This window comes from Methylocella silvestris BL2, from assembly GCF_000021745.1.
GTDB lineage: Bacteria > Pseudomonadota > Alphaproteobacteria > Rhizobiales > Beijerinckiaceae > Methylocapsa > Methylocapsa silvestris.
On the sequence record NC_011666.1, the window covers coordinates 1,036,042 to 1,056,837 of the forward strand.

General features: G+C 63.0%; 22 protein-coding genes. 13 read left to right on the plus strand and 9 right to left on the minus strand.

The genetic code is table 11. From position 1 onward, the window contains the following. The first annotated feature begins 202 nt into the window (after positions 1-202). The 5 genes from MSIL_RS04915 to MSIL_RS04935 all read left to right on the plus strand — a co-directional run bounded on the left by MSIL_RS04915 (position 203) and on the right by MSIL_RS04935 (position 7,790). A complete protein-coding gene (locus MSIL_RS04915; protein WP_012589990.1) occupies positions 203-1,021 on the plus strand; it encodes a UDP-2,3-diacylglucosamine diphosphatase in 819 nt (272 codons plus the stop codon). Continuing rightward, positions 1,021-2,058 (plus strand): glycosyltransferase family 4 protein, encoded by a 1,038-nt coding sequence (locus MSIL_RS04920; protein WP_012589991.1) that lies wholly within the window; start codon positions 1,021-1,023, stop codon positions 2,056-2,058. Before MSIL_RS04915 ends, MSIL_RS04920 begins: the two co-directional genes overlap by 1 nt. A 183-nt stretch (positions 2,059-2,241) precedes the next feature. Beyond that, positions 2,242-3,261 (plus strand): S1C family serine protease, encoded by a 1,020-nt coding sequence (locus tag MSIL_RS04925; RefSeq protein ID WP_012589992.1) that lies wholly within the window; start codon positions 2,242-2,244, stop codon positions 3,259-3,261. A gap of 334 nt (positions 3,262-3,595) precedes the next feature. Beyond that, positions 3,596-5,080, plus strand: a complete 1,485-nt coding sequence (locus MSIL_RS04930; RefSeq protein ID WP_012589993.1) for a DEAD/DEAH box helicase — start codon at positions 3,596-3,598, stop codon at positions 5,078-5,080. Between the two features lie 334 nt (positions 5,081-5,414). Next, complete coding sequence (locus MSIL_RS04935; protein ID WP_148213023.1) at positions 5,415-7,790, plus strand: TonB-dependent receptor; 2,376 nt, start codon at positions 5,415-5,417, stop codon at positions 7,788-7,790. Between the two features lie 102 nt (positions 7,791-7,892). On the opposite strand, the gene MSIL_RS04940 is transcribed toward MSIL_RS04935, so the two are convergent. Together MSIL_RS04940 and MSIL_RS04945 are read right to left on the minus strand one after the other, a co-directional pair. Continuing rightward, on the minus strand, positions 7,893-8,291 hold the full coding sequence (locus MSIL_RS04940; RefSeq protein WP_012589995.1) for a VOC family protein: 399 nt from the start codon (positions 8,289-8,291) through the stop codon (positions 7,893-7,895). A 178-nt stretch (positions 8,292-8,469) separates the two neighbouring features. Beyond that, positions 8,470-8,988 carry a transglutaminase-like cysteine peptidase gene (locus tag MSIL_RS04945; protein WP_244406217.1) on the minus strand — a complete coding sequence of 173 codons (519 nt, stop codon included), beginning with the start codon at positions 8,986-8,988 and terminating at the stop codon, positions 8,470-8,472. Between MSIL_RS04945 and MSIL_RS21605 the strand changes: the two genes are divergently transcribed. From MSIL_RS21605 to MSIL_RS04955, 3 genes are all read left to right on the plus strand, one after another. Beyond that, positions 8,969-9,169 (plus strand): hypothetical protein, encoded by a 201-nt coding sequence (locus MSIL_RS21605; protein ID WP_187148734.1) that lies wholly within the window; start codon positions 8,969-8,971, stop codon positions 9,167-9,169. The genes MSIL_RS04945 and MSIL_RS21605 overlap by 20 nt on opposite strands. 289 nt (positions 9,170-9,458) lie before the next feature. Then, entirely contained in the window at positions 9,459-10,316 is an 858-nt protein-coding gene (locus MSIL_RS04950; protein WP_244406218.1) for an EcsC family protein, read from the plus strand. A 117-nt stretch (positions 10,317-10,433) separates the two neighbouring features. Continuing rightward, positions 10,434-10,982 carry a hypothetical protein gene (locus MSIL_RS04955; protein ID WP_012589998.1) on the plus strand — a complete coding sequence of 183 codons (549 nt, stop codon included), beginning with the start codon at positions 10,434-10,436 and terminating at the stop codon, positions 10,980-10,982. Here MSIL_RS04955 and MSIL_RS04960 read toward each other — a convergent pair. The 3 genes from MSIL_RS04960 to MSIL_RS04970 form a co-directional block, all read right to left on the minus strand. Beyond that, complete coding sequence (locus MSIL_RS04960) at positions 10,967-11,689, minus strand: P-loop NTPase family protein (RefSeq protein ID WP_012589999.1); 723 nt, start codon at positions 11,687-11,689, stop codon at positions 10,967-10,969. The two genes, MSIL_RS04955 and MSIL_RS04960, sit on opposite strands and share 16 nt — an antisense overlap. A gap of 1 nt (position 11,690) precedes the next feature. Next, the gene (locus MSIL_RS04965; protein ID WP_012590000.1) at positions 11,691-12,839 is read right to left on the minus strand and encodes an AI-2E family transporter; all 1,149 of its coding nucleotides are present in this window, start codon (positions 12,837-12,839) and stop codon (positions 11,691-11,693) included. Between the two features lie 92 nt (positions 12,840-12,931). Continuing rightward, the gene (locus MSIL_RS04970) at positions 12,932-13,480 is read right to left on the minus strand and encodes a CDP-alcohol phosphatidyltransferase family protein (protein WP_012590001.1); all 549 of its coding nucleotides are present in this window, start codon (positions 13,478-13,480) and stop codon (positions 12,932-12,934) included. A 162-nt stretch (positions 13,481-13,642) separates the two neighbouring features. On the opposite strand from MSIL_RS04970, the gene purM reads away from it, so the two are divergent. Together purM and purN are read left to right on the plus strand one after the other, a co-directional pair. After that, positions 13,643-14,704 (plus strand): phosphoribosylformylglycinamidine cyclo-ligase, encoded by a 1,062-nt coding sequence (gene purM, locus MSIL_RS04975; RefSeq protein ID WP_012590002.1) that lies wholly within the window; start codon positions 13,643-13,645, stop codon positions 14,702-14,704. Positions 14,705-14,717: 13 nt separating this feature from the next. Then, positions 14,718-15,374: a phosphoribosylglycinamide formyltransferase gene (purN, locus tag MSIL_RS04980; RefSeq protein ID WP_012590003.1), complete on the plus strand. Its 657-nt coding sequence runs from the start codon at positions 14,718-14,720 to the stop codon at positions 15,372-15,374. Between the two features lie 13 nt (positions 15,375-15,387). On the opposite strand, the gene MSIL_RS04985 is transcribed toward purN, so the two are convergent. Then, entirely contained in the window at positions 15,388-15,693 is a 306-nt protein-coding gene (locus MSIL_RS04985) for a putative quinol monooxygenase (protein WP_012590004.1), read from the minus strand. Between the two features lie 61 nt (positions 15,694-15,754). On the opposite strand from MSIL_RS04985, the gene MSIL_RS04990 reads away from it, so the two are divergent. Then, on the plus strand, positions 15,755-16,819 hold the full coding sequence (locus MSIL_RS04990) for a GlxA family transcriptional regulator (RefSeq protein WP_012590005.1): 1,065 nt from the start codon (positions 15,755-15,757) through the stop codon (positions 16,817-16,819). A 67-nt stretch (positions 16,820-16,886) separates the two neighbouring features. Next, positions 16,887-17,831, plus strand: a complete 945-nt coding sequence (locus tag MSIL_RS04995; RefSeq protein WP_012590006.1) for an aliphatic sulfonate ABC transporter substrate-binding protein — start codon at positions 16,887-16,889, stop codon at positions 17,829-17,831. Between the two features lie 55 nt (positions 17,832-17,886). Here MSIL_RS04995 and ndk read toward each other — a convergent pair whose 3' ends face one another. Beyond that, a complete protein-coding gene (gene ndk / locus MSIL_RS05000) occupies positions 17,887-18,309 on the minus strand; it encodes a nucleoside-diphosphate kinase (RefSeq protein WP_012590007.1) in 423 nt (140 codons plus the stop codon). Between the two features lie 138 nt (positions 18,310-18,447). Between ndk and MSIL_RS05005 the strand changes: the two genes are divergently transcribed. Continuing rightward, positions 18,448-19,365: a hydrogen peroxide-inducible genes activator gene (locus MSIL_RS05005; RefSeq protein ID WP_012590008.1), complete on the plus strand. Its 918-nt coding sequence runs from the start codon at positions 18,448-18,450 to the stop codon at positions 19,363-19,365. An 86-nt stretch (positions 19,366-19,451) separates the two neighbouring features. Here the strand turns inward: MSIL_RS05005 and ahpD are convergent, their stop codons facing one another. Together ahpD and MSIL_RS05015 are read right to left on the minus strand one after the other, a co-directional pair. Continuing rightward, positions 19,452-19,988, minus strand: a complete 537-nt coding sequence (gene ahpD, locus MSIL_RS05010; RefSeq protein WP_012590009.1) for an alkylhydroperoxidase, AhpD family — start codon at positions 19,986-19,988, stop codon at positions 19,452-19,454. Then, entirely contained in the window at positions 19,988-20,542 is a 555-nt protein-coding gene (locus tag MSIL_RS05015) for a peroxiredoxin (RefSeq protein WP_012590010.1), read from the minus strand. The genes ahpD and MSIL_RS05015 overlap by 1 nt, the downstream gene beginning before the upstream one ends. Positions 20,543-20,796 lie beyond the last annotated feature (254 nt).

Sequence of the window (20,796 nt, forward strand, 5' to 3'; positions counted from 1 at the left end):
CTCGATCCGCTCATTTATCTTCACGGCGCCGCTGTCGCGCAGGCGCCTTTGCGCCCGCGAAACCTAGCGGATTTCGTTTGGAATATCGAACGATTTATCGGCCGCGCAAGCCTCCAACTCCGGCCGCTCCCAGCGGTGTCATCCAAAAGCCACGCGAATCTGTTCTTTAGGACGTGACGCAAATCAGGTTCGGGGTCCGCCGGTGAGCGACGCAAAAGAGCCAAGACGCTTTCGCACTCTCTTCCTGTCCGACATTCATCTCGGCACGAAAGACTGTCAGGCCGGTCTCCTGATCGATTTCTTGAAGCATAATGAAGCGGACACGATCTATCTTGTCGGCGACATCATCGACGGCTGGCGGCTGAAAAGCGGCTGGTACTGGCCGCAGGCGCAAAATGACGTCGTGCAGAAGCTGCTGCGTCAGGCCCGCAAGGGCGTCAAAATCTATTATGCGCCGGGCAATCACGATGAATTCGCGCGCGATTTTCTTGGGGTCTTCTTTGGCGGCGTCGAAATCATCGACCATGCGATCCATGAGACGGCTGACGGCAAGCGCCTTTTGGTCATCCACGGCGATCAATTCGACGTCGTCGTCAAACACGCCCGCTGGCTCGCCTTTCTTGGCGATTGGGCTTATGAATTCGCGCTCTGGGCCAATCGCTGGTTCAATCAGATCCGCCGATCGTTCGGTTTTCCCTACTGGTCTCTTTCGGCCTGGGCCAAGCTCAAGGTGAAGAATGCGGTGAGTTTCATCGGCGATTATGAGACCGCCCTCGCCGACGCGGCGCGCCGTCATCAGACGGACGGCGTCGTTTGCGGCCATATTCATCACGCCGCGATCCGGGACATCGACGGGATGCTTTACGTGAATACCGGCGATTTCGTCGAATCCTGCACCGCTGTCGCCGAACACGCCGACGGGACGCTGGAGATCCTGCACTGGCAGGCGACCGCGGCCGAACAGGCGCAGGCCAGCGCTCTGGCGCAAGCGCGCCTTCCCGGCCGTCAGGCGGCCGCCTGATGCGGATCCTCATCGCCACCGACGCCTGGAAGCCCCAGGTCAATGGCGTCGTGCGTTCGCTGGAGTCGGTCGCTAAAGCCCTGCGCGAATTCGGCGCCGAGATCGAATTTTTGACGCCGCAGGGATTCGCCTCCGTGCCGCTGCCGACCTATGGCGAGATCAAGCTCGCCTTCGCCAGCGCCGGTTCGATCCGCAAGAGGCTCGACGGCGCGCCGATCGACCATATCCATATCGCGACCGAAGGACCCGTGGGCTTTGCCGCGCGGCGCTATTGCCTGCGCAACAAGCGCGCCTTCACGACGAGCTACCATACGCGTTTTCCCGAATATATCCGGGCGCGCACCTGGCTGCCGGAATCAATCACCTATTCCGTGCTGCGCCGGTTCCACAATGCAGGTTCGGGCGTCATGGTGTCGACCGCCTCGATCGCCAATGACCTCGAAAAACGCGGCTTCGAGCGGCTGATGTTCTGGTCGCGCGGCGTCGATCACCGGCTGTTTTCGCCGGACCGGCGGATCAAGCTCGATCTGCCGGGGCCGATCTATCTTTACGCCGGCCGACTTGCGCCCGAAAAAAACATTGAGGGCTTTTTATCGCTCGATCTGCCCGGCTCGAAAGTGGTCGTTGGCGACGGGCCCTCGCGCCGCGCGCTGGAGGCGGCCTACCCCGACGCCCATTTTGTCGGCGCGAAGGACAGCGACACGCTCGCCGCCTATTATGCGTCCTCCGACGTCTTCGTGTTTCCGAGCCGGACCGACACTTTCGGCATGGTTCTGCTTGAGGCGCTCTCCTGTGGATTGCCGGTCGCCGCGCTGCCCGTCGCCGGCCCTCTTGACGTCATCGGATCGAGCGGCGCCGGCGTGCTCGACGAGGATCTGCGCGCCGCCTGCCTGAAAGCGCTCGAGACCCCGCGCGAAAAAGCGCGCGCCTATGCGCTGACCTTCACCTGGGCGAACAGCGCCCGGCAGTTTCTCGACAATATCATCCGGGCGAAAGCGTTGGGCCAGGTCAAGATGGTCCCGACCCCGCTCTTTTGAGTTTGGCCGAGAAGCTTGGCCAAGCGGGGCCTTTAACAAGCCGAATTTCGTCCCATATCAGCGGGAACGCTTGCCAGAGCGCGATGGGATTGCACGCAATCCCATATTGCTCTGACTGAGCTTCAAGTCTCACGCATCACGTCGATCAGTCTTCGACTGTTCGAGTGTGCCGAGGGTTTCCGAATGGACTATTTCACTTCCTTTGTGCTCGATGAATCCGAGCCTGCGCCGCAGGATGACGCGGCCGCGCTGACACGCGATTTCCCCGCGGATGACGGGGCGCTGCTCGACGCCTATTCGAAAAGCGTGACGCGCATCGTCGAGGAGGTCGGCCCGAGCGTCGTGCGGCTCGACGTCAAGCGCGGGGACGGCCGCAGCGGCGGCTCTGGCTCCGGCGTCATCGTCTCGCCGGACGGGCTCATCCTGACCAACAGCCATGTCGTCGGCGGCGCGCGCCGCGCAACCGTGACGACGCTGGACGGGCGCAATCTGTCCGGCCGGGTCCTTGGCGATGATCCAGACACCGACCTCGCCTTGGTGCGGGTCGATGAGAACGTCACTTTGCCGGCGGCGCGGCTCGGCGATTCGAAACGGCTGAAGCCGGGTGAAATCGCGGTCGCCATCGGCAATCCGCTCGGCTTCGATTCGACCGTGACGGCGGGCGTCATTTCGGCGCTCGGGCGTTCGCTGCGCTCGAACAATGGCCGCATGATCGACGATGTGATCCAGACCGACGCCGCGCTCAATCCCGGCAATTCCGGCGGACCGCTGGTCGCCTCGAACGGCGCCGTCATCGGCGTCAACACCGCGATCATCGCTGGCGCGCAGGGCATCTGCTTTGCGGTCGCAGCGAATACGGCGCGTTTCGTTCTTGGCGAACTCGTCGCCCATGGCCGCGTGCGCCGCGCTTATCTCGGCGTCGGCGCCAGCACGATCGTCCTGCCGCGCCGCATCGCGCTCCGGCTCGGCCTCGAGCAGACCACGGGCGCGGTGATCAGCCAGGTCGAAAAGGATGGCCCCGCCGATCACGCGGGCCTGCTTACGGGCGATATCGTCCTTGCCGTCGATGGCGCGCCAGTCGCCAGCGCTGGCGATCTTCTGCGCTTGCTTGGCGCCGACAAGATCAACCAGGTCGCGCCGCTCGATATTCTGCGGCGCTCCGACCGGCGCCGGTTCTGGGCCGCGCTGCGCGAGCGCGTTTGATCCGCGGCTTTGCACCGGAATTAGGCAGTTTGGGCGCTCTGGCGGGGAAATCGATGATTTTCCCGCCTTAACGCCGCCGCGATGTCGCTATTCCATTGCTTCAGCCTGCGTTTTCAGGCAAGAGAGAGGGCGATATCGCTTAAGTTCCTGCTGCGGCCGCAGCAGGGATGACCGACTTCAGGCCGCGCTTTCGCGCATCGGCCTGCAAGTTACGGCAAAAAAACCAAACCGTCACGTTGAGCCCCAAGGGTTGCGCCTAAGGGCTCGTCCGCGCCGGCGGCCTTATGGCCGCAGCCCGTGTTTGCAGGGCGCAAACGCCCGTTTCAGGAACAAAATGACTTTTGAGGAACTCGGTCTCAGCGCGAAGGTGCTGCAAGCGGTCGAAGCTTCCGGCTATACCACGCCGACGCCGATCCAGGCTCAAGCTATCCCCTTCGCGCTGACCGGACGCGATGTTCTCGGCATTGCACAAACAGGCACGGGCAAAACCGCCGCCTTTACGCTGCCCATGTTGTCCCGCCTCGAGCAGGGCCGCGCCCGAGCGCGCATGCCGCGCACGCTGATCCTTGAGCCGACGCGCGAGCTGGCGGCGCAGGTCGAGGAAAGCTTCGTCCGCTATGGCGTCAATCACAAGGTGAATGTCGCGCTTCTGATCGGCGGCGTCTCCTTCGCCGACCAGGAGGCCAAGATCACCCGCGGCGCCGATGTGCTGATCGCGACCCCGGGTCGTCTGCTGGACTTCGCCGAGCGCGGCAAGCTGCTGCTGACCGGCATCGAAATCCTGGTGATCGACGAAGCCGACCGCATGCTGGACATGGGCTTCATCCCCGACATTGAGCGCATCTGCAAGCTGGTGCCTTTTACCCGGCAGACGCTGTTCTTCTCGGCGACCATGCCGCCGGAGATCACCCGGCTGACCGAGACCTTCTTGCATAATCCGGCGCGGGTCGAGGTCGCGCGCGCCTCCTCGACGGCGACGACGATCACGCAAGGCCTGATCGCTTCGGCGCCCGGGCCGGCCAAACGCGAAACCTTGCGCCGCCTGCTCCGCAGCGCCGCCGATTTCAAGAACGCCATTATTTTCTGCAATCGCAAGCGCGACGTCGCGCTGCTACATAAATCGCTGCTGACGCACGGGTTTAACGCCGGCGCTCTGCATGGCGACCTCGACCAGCGGGCGCGAATGGCCTCGCTCGACGCCTTTAAGACTGGCGAAGTCGCGCTGATCGTCTGCTCCGACGTCGCCGCGCGCGGGCTCGATATTCCGGATGTCAGTCATGTCTTGAATTTCGACGTTCCGACCCATGCCGAAGATTATGTGCACCGCATCGGCCGCACCGGCCGCGCCGGCAAGAGCGGCGTCGCCATCACCATTGTGACGAAAGCCGATCAAAAACATATCGCCGAGATCGAGAAACTGATCGGCCGTTCGATCGACTTTCTCGACGGAAAAACAATGGCGGACGTCACCGAGGACGGAGCGGAAGAGGCTCCGGAGCGGGATGAGCGGAGGCCAAGACGCGGCGAACGCCGCAGCGCCCCGGCGGAAGCCGAGGCGCCGAGATCGCGCCGCCGCGAAAAGCCGGAAGGGGCGCGCCAGCAGCCGCAGCCCCCCGCAATGGCCGCCGCCCCGGCTCAGGCGGCGCGGTCCGCCGCGCCGCCGGCTCCGGCGCGCGAGCAGCGCAAGCCGCGGCGCGAGGACGATAACGCGCCCGTGGTCGGCATGGGCGATCATGTGCCGATGTTCCTGCTGCGCCCGGTCAAGCTGAAGCCGGCCAAAACCCGGGAAGACGCCGAAGAGTCGACCGGCGTCAGCTGACTTTTCGCAACCTGCTCCTTCGACTTAGGCGCAAGCCGCGTTGCGTTCGGCGGAGCGGCGTCGGGTCACGCTAAGAGCGATGTTCATCGAAGCGGCCTTTATTTCCCGTACTTATCGGGAATTTTTCCACGATTCATCAGGATTAAATCCAAATATAATTGGCAAATGACGCAATTGCGCAACAGCAGCGGCGTTTCTCCTCGCTCTGCTTTTACTTTGCTTGTCCGGCCGCGAACCCAATCTTATCGTCACCGCAACGGGATAGACGGCCGATGCGCCGCGGATGGGGAGACGAGCGGCTGTGGCGCGAAAATTACCATTAAAGACGGCATTGATGCTGGCCGCAGCGCTCGCGCCCTTGAGTTTCTCCGCAGCCCTTGCTCAAGACGGCGCAGCGCCGGCGGACGCGAATGTTGTCGCGCTCCCGGAAGTCGATGTGATCTCGACCTCGCCGCTGGCGGGCGCCGGAGGCGAAGACCGCTTCAGCTTTCCGAGTCAGGTACACACGGTTGACGCGCCGGCCTTCGAGCGCACCCGCTCTCCGAGCGTCACCGACGCGCTGCAGCAGCGCGTTCCGGGCGTCACGGTCATCGACGTTAACGGCAACCCGTTTTCACAGGATCTGACGTATCGCGGCTTCGAGGCCTCGCCGCTGCAAGGCACGCCGCAGGGACTCGCCGTCTATCAGAACGGAATGCGCGTCAACGAAGCCTTCGGCGACACGGTGAACTGGGATCTGATTCCGCCGCAGGCGATCGCCCGCACCGATATTTTTACCGCCAATCCGATCTTCGGCCTCAACGCTCTTGGCGGCGCCGTCAGCATCGAGATGAAAAACGGCTTCAACTGGCAAGGTTTCGAGGCGCAGATTCTCGGCGGCTCCTATGGCCGCGTCACGGGCTATTTCCAATACGGCAAGCAGATCGACAATTTCAGCCTCTATGTCACCGCCGACACGGCGCATGAGGGCGGCTGGCGCTATTTCTCGCCCTCGACGCTGGTCCGCGCCTATGGCGACCTAGGCTACAGGACGCAGGATGCGGAGGTGCATTTCATCGCCTCCGGCGCGACGTCGAATCTTGGCGTGATCGGACCAACGCCCGTCAATCTCCTGAGCCAGAGCCTCAACAGCATCTTCACCTTTCCGCAAACGACCCAGAACGACATGGGCTCGATTGCGCTGACAGGCAAATTCGACATCAACAAGAACTGGCAGATCGCCAGCAATTTCTACATGAGGACGTTCCGGCAGAAGCATTCGGACGGCAATGACGCCGATCTCGGGGGATGCGACGATCCCAATGACGGCCTGTTATGCCTTGACGAAGACAACTTCCCTGCAATCACCAATCCCAACGCCTTTGTTGTTTTGAACAACCATACGGGTCAGGCGATTCCGTTCACGGATGGCGTCGTCTACGGCACGATCGACCGCACGGAGACCCATTCGACGACCGCCGGCGTCACTCTGCAGGCGACGGACAATGAGAAGATCTTCGACCACGCCAATTATTTCACCTTCGGCGGCAGCGTCGACCGCGGCTTCTTCAACTTTGCGTCGACGAGCACGCTTGGCGCCATCCAGGCCAATCTCCATGTCGTCCCGACCGGAACATTTGCGGGATCGAACGCCATTCTCCAGACGGCCGGCGACCTCGGCTATGTGCCGACTTATCTGAACGGCACGACGACCTATTACGGAATTTATGCGCTCGACACCTTCAACATCACTCCGGAATTCGCGGCGACCGCTGGAGCGCGGTTCAATATTGCAAATATCAACACCGAGGACACCAGCGGCCTCAACTCCGAGCTGACGAGCGCCAGCAATTTCAACCGCATCAACCCGGTTTTTGGCCTCACCTACAAGATTCTGCCGTGGCTTTCGGCCTATGGCGGCTATTCCGAAGCCAACCGCGCGCCGACGCCGCTCGAACTCGATTGCGCCAATCCGCTGAGGCCCTGTCTTCTCGAAAATTCGCTGGTGTCCGACCCGCCGCTGCAGCAGGTCGTCTCGCACACCATCGAAGCTGGCTTGCGCGGCGCAGCGAACAATGTGCTCGGCGGCCAGATCAACTGGAAGGCGGGCTATTTCCACACCGAGAGCACCAACGATATTATTTCGCTGGCGAGCACGGTCACAGGACGCGGCTATTACAGCAATGTGCCGGCAACATTGCGACAGGGCGTCGAGGCGAGCATCGAATACCACAGCGGCGATCTCATGGCCTATGCGAATTACGCTTTGGTTGACGCCACCTATCGCTTTTCGGCGGAACTCGCCTCGCCGAACAATCCCTTCGCCGACGCGGCCGGGAACGTCTTCGTGACCCCGGGCGATCATATTCCGGGCATCCCGCGTCAGACGGCGAAGTTTGGCCTCGAATATAATTTTACGTCCAAATTCAAGGCCGGCGCGGATGTGCTGATCGTCGGAAGCCAATATTATGTCGGCGACAACTCAAATCTCAACCCGCAACTGCCGCTCTACTGGACGGCGAACATTCACGCCTCCTATCAGGTGACGGAGAACATTCAGGTGTTCGGGCTCGTCAACAATCTCTTCAACAACCGCAACGCCACCTATGGCGCCTTCTTCGACACCACCACCAACGCCCAGATCGCCAATGGGACGCCCTTGACCGACCCGCGCACGTTGACGCCGCTCGCGCCGGTCTCGCTTTACGCCGGCGTCAAGGTCAATTTCTGAAAACGGTCAACGCTGGGAGTCCCGCCTGGTCTGGAGCATCGGACTGACGGCGTCGCATCCGTGATCGCTGAGTTCATGTCGCATGATTCAACGCAAGATTTTTCAGAGGGGCGCACCGCGTTTCTTGCCGGCGGGCGCGATATTTTGCCCTATGCGCCACAAGACGCCTGTCGGATCCGTGATCACAAAGTCACGGATCCCCCATGGCCTGTCAGCCGGCGCCTCCGTGCGTACGCCATACCTGCCGGTCAATCCCTGCGCCTCAACGTGACGCCACCAAGCCTCGACATCGTCGACCAGCAAATGCATCATGAAATTTTCGGCATGTTCCTTATTGTAGAATTTTTGGAGAAGGAAGCTGGAGACTCCAATCCGGAAATAAGCCAGATCGTCTGATGACCAAGCGAGTTCGAAGCCTAAATCCTGGTAAAATTGCTTGCTGAGAGCGAAATCCCTGGACGGCACAAAAGCCTTGACTTCGACGGCTCGGGGTTTGCTCACAACTGATCTCCTTTTGGAGGCAGTCGGGCGCCGATGCGCTGCAAAAAACAGCAAGCGGCGGTCCCCGAGGCGCTAAACCCTTGCGCGCCACTTTCCCGCCTTTGCGGGCAACGTCCGGTCGAGCCGGAACTCATATCAGGCGGCTTGCGCGAACGCCTGCGAATTTATGGGTTCACGCTCAGCGCGACACATAGTCGGGCTCGGCCGTGGGATCGCCGATTTGAACCCAGACATTCTGATCGGCCTGGGACTGGCGCTTGACGAAGCGGTAGGGCGTGCGGCTCCATGACTTCACGTCGGGCGCGAGATTGTCGAGCACGAAGTCGCCGTTGCTGGTCTTGATCGTCAGCACCGCATGGCCTTCGTTGCTCTGGTCCTTGACGACAGTCATGAGGAGAGCCTGGCGGGGAAAGCCTTCTTCGATAAGGATCTTGCGCTTGAGCAGCGCGAAATCCTCGCAATCGCCCTTCCCGTCGGCGGGATAGTCCCATTGGTCGAGGACGCCCCAATGCTCCTTGTCGGTGATCGCGACGATATGGGCGTTGACCCATTTGTTGACGCGCTCGATCTCTCTCATTGTCTTTGGCGCGGCGACAACGTCGAGCGGCTCGATTGCGCCGCCGTCACACACGCCCTGATAGCGGCGGCAGAAGTCGGCCCATCCGAAAGGCACGCTGGTGACCGATCCGATCGGCATGAAAGAGGCTGAGTTTGTCGCGCCCACGGCGAAAGCGCCTGAGGTCATCATGGAGAGAGAGATTAACGCGGACGAAAAAAGCTTCGTCGCCCCCCGCCTTCTCCCGCTCCAGCTTTTCATTCCCCTGGCCTCCAACGTCGCGCATTCGAATTTGCCAGCAGCGCTGTTGTTGCGAAATTAAATCCAACACTTCAATTTTAACGTGCCGCAGCGAACGCACGGACGAGATCCGACGTTGCTTAACCTCGTCTTCCCGCGAAGGCGTCCAATCTTAAACAGTTTTGTTTGGACCCTCGGGACGACTTCCTCTTGCGCTATCGAATGGGGAGCCGCACTTATGGTGATGCGGAAGGTTTGAACCCGCGTCCGTCCAATTCGTTTCTAAATCGTTAACCGTAGGGCGCCACAGGGTCAAGCCGAACCACGGCGGCCGGCGGCATTGCGTTAAAACATTGTTAACGAGGTGAGGTTTGAGCTCAATTGAAATGGGCCCTCCGGGTCGCGAGCTTGTGGCGCCGGCGGGGCTTCTCCCTGCCGACGAGGCCGCCTTGCGCCGCGCGATCGATGAATTGCAGCGATCGAGCCTCGCCATGCGTCTCACCGCGCTGATCGGGCGTCAGCTGGGGGCGATCAGCCTCGCCGTGCCGAGCCAGTTCACAGAGGCCGTCAACAAAACGGCGGAGGCCGCGATCCGCCGCGCGATGGCGCTCGCCCTTAGAAGCCTCGCGACCGCGGAAATTCGCGACCGCCGCCATTTGCATCGGTCAGTAGCTACGCTCGCGGGCGCCGCTGGCGGGGCGATCGGCCTTGCCGGCCTGCCCTTCGAGCTCCCGTTCACGACAACGGTGATGCTGCGCTCGATCGCCGATATCGCCCAGAGCGAGGGCGAGGATTTGAGCGACCCCGACGTCGCCATCGCCTGCCTCGAAGTGTTCGCGCTGGGGTCGGAGCAGCAGCACCCCGCCGACAGCATCGAATCCGGCAACGCGCTCGACACCGGCTATTTCGCCGTGCGCGTGCTGCTCGCCAAATCCATCACGCAATCGGCGAAACGGTTTCTGCAAAACGGACTCACCGACCAGGCGGCGCCCCTGCTGGTGCGTCTGATCACCCAGATCAGCGCCCGTTTCGGGCTTGTTGTGTCGCAGAAGCTTGCGGCTCAAAGCATCCCGATCATTGGCGCGGCTAGCGGCGCGGCGATCAACTACGCCTTTGTCGATCATTTCCAGACGCTCGCGCGCGGCCATTTCACGGTGCGGCGCCTCGAACGGATCTATGGGGCAGCGCAGGTGCGTGCGGAATATGACCGACTGGCGGCGCAAATTTGAGCGAACTCTCATTGCCGCCGCTTGCGGCATTGTGGTAAGACCGTGGCGTTTTAGGGGCGCATTCGCCACGCCTTGGCCGCCGCCATTCAATTTGCCAGCCCATTTTGGAGCCTTCCCGTGAAAAATGTGACGGTTCCGCTCGCTCGGATCGCACGACGCTCCGCCACCGCAGCCCTCGCTGTCGGCGCATGCCTGTCGCTCACCGCAGGCGAAGCCAATGCCGGCTTTTTCGATTTTCTGTTCCAGCAGCCGCCGCCCCAATATTCGGCGCCGGTCTACCGTCCGATGCATGTCGCGCCCCATTTGAAAAGGAGGCTCGTGACGCGCAAGCCCAAATCATTCGCCGACAAGCCGCATACGCCGGCGCGCGTCGTTTCGAATTATCTGGACGACGACAGTCTCCAGAGCGGCGATGCGGTCATGACGAGCGAGGGCTTGCGGATTTTTACCGGCTCATCCGGGCTTCCGCATAAAACCGCCGATTTCGCCAAGGTATCGGACATCAAGCGCCTGTCCGGCCGGCAGCGTGACGCGCTGCTCGCAATCGACTCGCGCAGCGCAAACGCCCAACTTCTGTCCGGCCGCTCCATCGCCGAGCCGGGCGTTTCGACAGGCGAGATGATCGTCGACGCCAAAGGCGCGAAGATTCGCTACGTCGGGCCGTAAGCCTCCGCTGCGCCGGCATCCGCTTCGCCGTCGTCTCCGCCCGCCATCGCGCTCAGCACCTCGGCCGCGATCTGCCGCGTGACGCGGCTCTTGCGCGCGAGCGCCTCGCGGTCGAGCTTTTCGACAAAGCTGCGCGCCGCTTCAAGCGAATAATCGAGCCGCAGCGCCGCATAATCGACGAGCCGCACGTCGACGACGAGCTGGCGATCCATCAAGAGCTTGACCAGCACCATGCGCATTAGCGCGTCATCCGGCGCGCCGATCGAGACGCTGGGCGCAAGCCGGAGCCGCGAGAGCAGATCGGGAAGGTCGAAATTGTCCGGCCCGGGCGGGCGCCGCGCTGTCATCACCAGCGGCAGGCGGCGCGGGAGCGCGAGATTGACGAGGTGGAACAGCTGCGCCTGCCCCGGCCCGATCGCTTCGAGATCCTCGATCAGCAGCGCGCCGGCGGCGACGAGCGCGGCGGGCTCGCGCCCCGCAAGGGTTGCGGCGGCGATTGTCGTCGCCCCGGCCTTGGCAGCCCAGATCGCGCCAAGGTGGCTCTTGCCCGAACCCGCCGGCCCGATCAGGATCAGCGCCGAATTCGACCAGTCGGGCCAGCGCTCGATCATCTGATAGGCGCTCTCATTCGAGCCCGAAATGAAGAAATCCTCTGCGGCGAAGCCGGGCTCCAGCGCAAGATCGAGCGGCAGTTGGCGCGCCGCCATCTCAGCGTGTCTCCTTGAAGGAGCCGCCTGGAGCCTCGATCAAGATCTTGGACCCCGGCCCTTCGAGCTCGGTGTAGAGCTTGCTCGAACGATAGCGCCGCACGGCGAAGCGCAGGATGACGCCAAAGGCGGCGGCGCAGGGCACGGCGATGATCAGCCCGGTAAATCCAAACAGGCTGCCAAAGGCCAGCAGCGCAAAGATCAGCCAAACGGGATGAAGGCCAACCGATCCGCCGACGAGTTTCGGCGATAGGATATTGCCTTCGAGAAATTGGCCCGACACGACGACGCCGAGCGCCATGATCATCAGCCGCCATTCCGGCCAGCCCTGCACGATGGCGATGACGGCGGACAGGACGAGAGCGGTCAGCGAGCCGACATAGGGAATAAAGCTCAAGAACCCGGCCGTAATGCCGATCAACAGCCCGAAGTTGAGGCCGATCAGAGACAGGCCGACGCCGTACCAGAGGCCAAGAAAAAGACACACAAGCGATTGGCCGCGCAGGAAGCCGGCCAGCGCCGCGTCGATCTCGCGGGCGAGTTCGCGCACCGTGGCGCGATGGCGCAGGGGAACGAGGCTGTCGACCGTCGCGATCATCTTGTCCCAGTCGAGCAGCATGTAAAAGGCGACGACGGGCGTCAGCACGAGAAGCGACACGAGGCTGATCAGCGCGGCGCCGCTGCTCCAGATCGATTTGACGAAAGTCCCCGCCCATTGCGCCGCCTGATTGACGAGATCGCTCGTCGAACTGCGCAAATCCGCCGAGGTCTCCTTGCCGAGGCCAAGTTTTTGGAGGATCGAGCCGCCGTGGTCCTGCGCGAAACGCGCGCCGAAATCGGAGGCGAGATCTTCCAGCCGAACGGCATAGTCCGGCAGGGCCTGGAGGAAGCTCAGCAGCTGGCGCCAGAAGGCGGGCATGACGAGAACCAGGATCAGAGCAAGGATCAGGATGAAGCCCGTCATGATCAGCAGCGTCGCGCCGAGCCGGTTCAACCCCAGCCGTTCGAGCCGGTCGGCGACGGGATTGAGCAGATAGCCGAGCGCCAGAGCCGCGGCGAAAGGCAACAGCACGCCGCTGAACAGCCACAACAGCAGCACGAATAAAACGAGCGCGCCGAGCCAGAAGCCGATCTGCCATTCGAGGCGCATGATGTGTCTTTCTCCTCAACGCGATGACGGCGCAAGCGACTTTTTGGCCGCCCTGTCGCATGGACGGGCCTGTCGTTTGCCTCGGCCGCAGCTCAGGCGCTCATATGCCGGATCCACCGATTGAAATAGGCCCCGAGCGAGGCGAGCGCGAGCGCTGCGACGATATAGAGGGACGCGTCGAACCAGGCTCCCTTTGAGACGCCGAAGGCCTCGACGCTCAGCACGAGCGCCGCAAACAGGATCTGCGCCAGCGTGTTCAGCTTCGAGATCCAGAGCGGCCTGACCTTCAAGGGCTTGTCAAGAATGCGCGCGATCAGAAAAGCGCCGACGATCATGACGTCGCGGGCGACGACGATGATCGCGATGGTCGCCGGGATCGCGCCGACGATGGCGAGCGTCACGAAGATCGAGACGAGCAGCGCCTTGTCGGCGATCGGATCGAGATAGGCGCCGAGCTCCGTGCGCCAATTGAAGGTTTTGGCGATCCAGCCGTCGAGCCCATCGGAAATGCCGGCGACGATGAAGGCGACGCAGGCTTCCTTCCAGCGCTGCGCCGTGATCAGCGAGATGATGACCGGCACGAGGATCAGGCGTCCGAAGGTGATCAGATTGGGCAGGCTGCCGAAATTGTGGAAATCCATGCGCTTTTTCGGTGAGCTCCTCGTTGGGCCAAACCTATCATGCGGCGAGGCAAAATCACATGGCAAGCCGGCTTGCCGCCCGACTTGGCGCCCGACCTGGCCGCCTGCTTGCGTTGGCGCGCCGGAGAGGCTAGCCGTGGACCCTCACAGGCCGGACGGACGATGACCGACGAAACCAAGCTTACCTATGCCGACGCCGGCGTCGATATCGACGCCGGCAACGCCATGGTCGAGGCGATCAAGCCGCTCGTCCGGGCGACGCGCCGGCGCGGCGCCGACGCCGAGATCGGCGGCTTCGGCGGATTGTTCGATCTCAAGGCCGCAGGCTTTACCGATCCCATCCTCGTCGCCGCCAATGACGGCGTCGGCACCAAGGTGCGGATCGCGATCGAGACCGGCGCGCATGACACGATTGGGATCGATCTCGTCGCCATGTGCGTCAATGATCTGATCGTCCAGGGCGCCGAGCCGCTGTTCTTTCTGGACTATTACGCGAGCGGCAAGCTCGATGGCGCCGCGGCCGCCGCCGTCGTCAAGGGCATCGCGAACGGCTGCATCGAGGCCGGCGCCGCCCTGATCGGCGGCGAGACCGCGGAGATGCCGGGGCTCTACGCCGGCGCCGATTATGATCTTGCCGGATTCGCCGTCGGCGCGGTCGAGCGCGGCGCTCTGCTGCCGCGGAGCGATATCGCGGCGGGCGATGTTCTGCTCGGGCTCGCCTCCTCCGGCGCCCACTCCAATGGATTTTCGCTGATCCGCAAGATCGTCGCGGCGCAAAAACTCGGCTGGGACGCGCCCGCGCCCTACGCGCCCGGCCAAAGCCTCGGCGCGGCGTTGCTCACGCCGACGCGCATCTATGTCAAAACGCTGCTGCCGCTGCTGCGGGCCCAGGCGGGAATTAAAGGGCTCGCCCATATCACCGGCGGCGGCTTTCCCGACAATCTGCCGCGCGTGCTGCCGCAGGGCCTTGGCGTCGAGGTCGATCTCTCGGCGATCGCGGTCCCGCCCGTGTTCGCGTGGCTGGCTGAGGCCGGACATGTCAGCGCGGCCGAAATGCTGCGCACGTTCAACTGCGGCGTCGGCATGGCGCTGATCTGCGCGGAAGCGGACGCCGGCGCGCTTCTCGCGAGTCTACGGGCAGCCGGCGAGCAGCCAGTCGCGCTCGGCCGCGTGACTCCGGCCGGGGCCGAACGCGTGACCTATTCCGGGCGCCTTTCGCTTTGACGAGTTTTTCGCTTTGACGACATGGCGCAAGCGCACGGCCGTGCTGATTTCGGGGCGCGGCTCCAACATGCAGGCGCTGGTTGAGCGCGCGCGCGAGCCGTCCTTTCCGGCCGAAATCGCGCTGGTGCTGTCGAACCGGCCCGAGGCGGCTGGCCTCTCCTTCGCCAAATCGCAGGGCGTCGCCTGCGCCGCCGTCGACCATAAGATCTACGCTGGGCGCGAAGAATTCGAGCGCTCGATGCAGGCGCTGCTCGATCTGCATCGGATCGAACTCATCTGCCTTGCCGGCTTCATGCGGCTGCTGACGCCCTGGTTCATCGGGCAATGGCGCGGGCGCATGCTCAACATCCACCCCGCTTTGCTGCCCGCCTATCGCGGCCTCAACACGCATGAGCGGGCGCTCGCCGACGGCGTCAAGATTCACGGCTGCACAGCGCATTTCGTCGTTCCGGCGATGGATGAGGGTCCCATCGTCGCGCAGGCGGCCGTCGCCGTGCTTGACGGCGATACGCCGGCGACATTGGCGGCGCGCGTGCTGGAGCAGGAGCATCTGATCTATCCGGCGGCGCTGGAGAGGCTGGCGGGCGGCTCGCTGCACATCCTCGGCAATCGGGTGTTTTGCGACGACGAAACAGAGGCGCCGGCGGCGCTGCGCAATCCCGCCGACTAGAAAGGCTGACGCCTCAGCTTTGGCCGAGCTTTGCGGCCAGCACGTCCACTTTTTCGATGCGTGGCGGTTCAGCCAGCAATTCTCCGGCGCGCGCCATCAAAGCTGCGGCGATCGCGCCATTGAGATGCGCCTCGCGCCCATGCTCGTTGGCGAAGGCGTCGAAGATGCCGAAGCTTTGCGGCCCGAAACGCAGAGCGAACCAGACTGAGGTCTCCGGCTCCGCATTGGCGAGCTGCAAACCGCCTTCCAGAAATGTCTGCAAGGCCTCAGCCTGCCCGGGCTTGGCTTCGAGACGCACAAACAAAGCGAGACTGACCATTTTGCTTTCCTTCTTGCAGCAAATGAAACGAACCCTCCTTTTCTAAGCCAATGCGAACCCTTTGCCGCTTGGCGGGATCGCCAATATTGTTATCATTCTCGCCATGATCATCTATCTTCTGGCGCTGGACGGCGTATTCGACACGGGTCTTGCCGCGCTGCTCGACGCCTTCGGGGCCGCAAACGACCTGGCGGCCACAGCGGACGTTGCGTCGCCGCCCTTCACGGTCCGCATCGTCGGCGTCCGCAAGCGCGTGAAAACGGCTCAAGGCCTCATTGTTCCCGTCAGACAGTTTAAGGATTTGCCGCCGCCGGACCTCGTCATCGTTCCGGCGCTCGGAGCGAAGACGCCCGAAACTCTGCTGGCCGCCCTGGAGCGCAAAGACGTCGCCGAGGCGCGCCGGCTCCTGCGCGCCTTTGCCGGACAAGGCGTCGAGATCGCAGCGGCCTGCACGGCCACTTTTCTGCTGGCCGGGGCCGGGCTGCTCGACGGGCTGCCAGCGACGACGAGCTGGTGGCTCGCGCCTCTGTTTCGCGCCCGCTATCCGCAGGTCGATCTCGACGAGTCGCGCATGATCGTGGAAACCCGGCGCCGGATGACGGCGGGAGCAGCGCTCGGCCATCTGGATCTTGCTTTGCGCGTGATCCGCCGCGCGAGTCCGGCGCTCGCGGCCATCACAGGGAAATATCTACTGGCCGATCCGCGGCCGTCGCAGGCCGCCTTCATCGTCCCGGATCACCTCGCGCATAACGACCCGATCGTCGAGCGTTTCGAACGATGGGCGCGAAGCCATATCGCCGATGGCTTTTCACTCAGCGCGGCGGCGCTCGCCGTTGGCTCAAGCGAGCGCACCCTGGCGCGACGGCTGCGCAGCGTCCTCGGCCGATCTCCCTTGTCGTTTTTCCAGGATTTGCGCGTCGAGCGCGCCACGCATCTTCTGCAGACGACGAGCGACAGCGTCGAGCAGATCGCGGCGCAGGTCGGCTATGCCGATGGCGTCACCTTGCGCACGCTGTTGAGGCGCAGGACAGGCCGCAGCGCGCGCGACCTGCGACTGCGCGACGCGTCGCAAGAACCGGCATCGCGGCGCCACGCACAAGGCAATCCACTGTCGGCGTATATTTGACAGTCTCTATAGACTAAGATTTCTTGAGGCCGCCTCGCCCCACCGCGCGACGACAAGGAATCCGCCCATGCACCGCCGACATTTTCTCAGCGCCGCCCTTGGCGGAGCGATCGCCGCGCTGGCCATCGAAGCGAAAGCCGCCGAGCTGAAGGAAATCCGTATCGGATTTCAAAAGGCGGGCGTCCTGTTCGCGTTCAAACAGCGCCGCACGCTGGAGATTGCATTCGAACCGCAGAACATCGCCATCAAATGGATCGAATTTCCATTCGGGCCGCCGATCCTCGAGGCGCTCGCGACAGGCAGCGTCGATTTCGGCTTCACCGGCGACGCCCCGCCGATCTTCTCGCAGGCGGCGGGGGCCGATCTGCTTTATGTCGCAGCTCTGCCGAGAAATTCGATCGAGGGAATCGTCGTGCGCGCGGATTCGGCGATCCGAGCCATCGCCGATCTCAAGGGCAAGGCGATCGCCATTCCGAAGGGTTCGAGCGCGCATAACATGACGATCGCCGCGCTGGAGACGGTCGGGCTTTCGTTCAACGATATCAAGCCGGTCTATCTCGCCCCGGCCGATGGATTCGCCGCCTTTTCGCGCGGCAGCGTCGACGCCTGGACGATCTGGGATCCCTATTTCGCGCTCGCCCAAAAGGCCGGCGCGCGCGTCGTCGCGCTGAACACCGAGGTCGAACAGCCCTCGCAATTCTTCCTCGCCGCCAAAAGCTTCGCGCAGGCCCATCCGCAGACGCTGACCAAGCTCATCGACGTCTTCGCCCGTGAGCTTGCCTGGGCCCGCGCGCATCGCCCCGAACTGGCGCAGGCCATCCACGATGCAACAGGCATCGATCAAGAAGCGATTCTCAAGGCCGTGCAGCGCGCGGACCTCGACGTCGTCCCGCTGAATGAGCAGATCGTCGCCAATCAGCAAGCCGCGGCGGATCGCTTTTTCAGGGCCGGGCTCATTCCAAAGCAAATCGCCGTTCGCGACATCATCTGGACCTGGACGCCAAGCTCCTGAGCGCGGTTTGAAAACGTCCGGGCCCTCCGGAAGCCTCGGCGAGCCCGGCTATCCGTCAACCGACGATCTCGTTGCCCGAAAACCATTGCGCGATCTCGATCGCCGCCGTTTCCGACGCGTCGGAGCCATGGCCCGAATTTTCCCCGACCGACAGCGCGAACTCCTTGCGGATCGTGCCCGGCGCCGCCTTGGCCGGATCGGTCGCGCCGAGGACGTCACGATAGGCCTTGATGGCGTTCTCGCCTTCCAGCACCTGCACGACGACCGGGCCGCTGATCATGGTGTCGACCAACGCGCCAAAGAAGGGGCGCTCCTTGTGCACGGCATAAAAGGTTTCGGCCTGCGGCCGAGTGATCTGCACGCGCTTCTGGGCGATGATGCGCAGTCCCGCCTTTTCGATCAGCGCATTGATCGCGCCGGTCAGATTGCGCCGAGTCGCGTCGGGCTTGATGATGGAGAAGGTGCGTTCGATCGCCATAAGCGAAAAATCCTTGGGAAGCCGGGGAAATTGAGGAGGGAAATTCGAGGGCGCTTATAGAGGCGCGCCGCCCCGGCCGCAAGCCGCCGCGCTCACGCCGTCATTGTATTGGCAGGTCAGGATTGATATTCGAGTGGCATGAACCTGCGCGACCTTCGCTACATCATCAAAGTCGCCGATCTCAAACATTTTGGCCGCGCCGCCGCCGCCTGCCACGTCAGTCAGCCGACGCTGAGCGGCCAGATCCTGAAGCTTGAGGAAGAGCTCGGCGTCGCCATTTTCGAGCGCGTTGGCAAATCGCTGACGACGACCGCCGCTGGCGACCTCATCCTTGCCCATGCGCGACGCGCGGTCGCCGCCGCCGACGACCTTCTCGCCTGCGCCAAGGCGAGCCGCGATCCGATGCTGGGCCCCCTGCGCCTTGGCGTGATCCCGACGCTCGCGCCTTATCTGATGCCCTTCGTGCTGCCGCTTGCGAGAGCGGCCATGCCGCTGACGCCGCTGGCGCTGGTCGAGGATCTGACCGAGCGGCTGATCGACCTCGTCGCCCAAGGCGAGCTCGACGCGGCGCTGATCGCCTCCGACCCCGATAATGAGGCGCTGTCGATCATCGAATTATTCGAAGAGCCATTTTTCCTCGTGCTCGCGCGCGACAATCCGCTCGCGGCGCAAAATGAAGTGAACGCTGCGGCGATCGACCCGCAGCAGCTGCTTCTGCTCGCCGACGGCCACTGCTTGCGCGATCAGGCGCTCGACCTCTGTTCGAGCCCGCGGCGCAACGAAGGCGATTTGACCGACATGCGGGCGACCAGCCTGCAGACGCTGCTTCATATGGCGGCGGCGGGCTATGGCATGACGCTGATCCCAGCCCTGGCGCTGATCGAGGAGCCGCGCCTGCCCGGCGACCTGACGGCGCGCCGGCTGACCGGGCCGCATACGTCGCGGACGATTCGTCTGGTGTCGCGGCCGACCCATCCGCGCCGCGTAGCCATCGACGAATTGGCGCGGCTGATCGTCAAGGGCATTCCGGACAAGCTGACCGCCCTGTCAAAATGAACGCCCCGCAAACGCAAGAAGCCCGCTCAACCTTACGGTCCAGCGGGCTCCATGCTTGAGTTAATGTCTTACGTAAAGCGTGCGTCTTAAGCGAAGGCCGGCAGCTGCGCCGCCTCGAGAGCGATCGCCGCCGATTGCACGATGGCGGCGAAACGCACCGCCGTCTGGATGACCTCCTGGGTCACGCCGGCGTCGGCAAGAACCTTCTCATGCGCGTCGATGCACATGCCGCAGCCGTTGATCGCCGAAACGGCGAGGCACCAAAGCTCGAAATCGGTCTTCGGCACGCCGGGAGAGCCGATCACGCCCATGCGCAGCTTCGCCGGCATGGTTTTGTAGACCGGATTCGAGGCGAGATGAACAAAGCGATAATAAACGTTGTTCATCCCCATGATCGTCGCCGCGGCGCGCGCGGCGTCGCGCGCTTCGGGCGTCAGATGCGAGGCGGCCTCGCGATCGAAAGCGGCCGCCACCTCGGCGTTCCGGCTGGCGAGGGCGCAGGCGAGCAGCAGACCATATTTTGTCTGCTCCTTGAGACTGTCGTCATTCGCGATGGAGCCGAGGTTAAGTCGCACATCCTTCGCGAAATCAGGAAGTTGCCCCTTGAGGCTATCGATCGACATTAAGCCGCTTTCAGAACGTCGCCGCCAACCTCGCGGTTGCAGGGGCAAAGTTCGTCCGTCTGCAGCGCGTCAAGCACGCGCAGCGTGTCCTTCGGGGCGCGGCCGACATTGAGGTTGGTCGCGTAAATATGCTGGATCACATTGTCGGGGTCGACAATGAAAGTGTAGCGATAAGCGACGCCGGCCGGGGAGCGAACGTCGAGACCGTCTGTAAGTGATCCATTTGTGTCTGCAAACTGCCAGATCGGCAGCTTGGCAAGATCCTTGTGATCGCGGCGCCAGGCGAGCTTGACGAATTCATTGTCGGTCGAACCGCCGAGGACGACGGCGTCGCGCTCGGAGAATTCTTCGTTGAGACGCGCAAATTCGGCGATCTCGGTCGGGCAAACGAAGGTGAAATCCTTCGGATAGAAGAAGATGATCTTCCATTTCCCAGGAAAGCTGGCTTGCGTGATTTCTTCGAAGGCGCTTTCGCCATTCTCTTCATGCTTCTCAAAGCCCGGCTTGACGCCAGTTACAGAAAATTCGGGAAGCGTTTCGCCAATACGGGCCATATTTGCTGTCTCCTTATAGACGCATGACTATCGATATGAAGAGTTATTACCAAACGGTTCTTTGCGTCCAATCGTTCATGCAAATCGACAGGATCGCCAGAACCAATATTGCTGCATCGCATAACACCCGTTTGCTTGTGCGGGCGCTGAGCTCAAGATGCAAAACGCGTGCGACCTCTGACTTGAGCTGAGGATGGCAAGCGCCGCCGCCCCTCGGGCCAATGCGCAACCTGTTAGAATTGCTCTAACTCCAC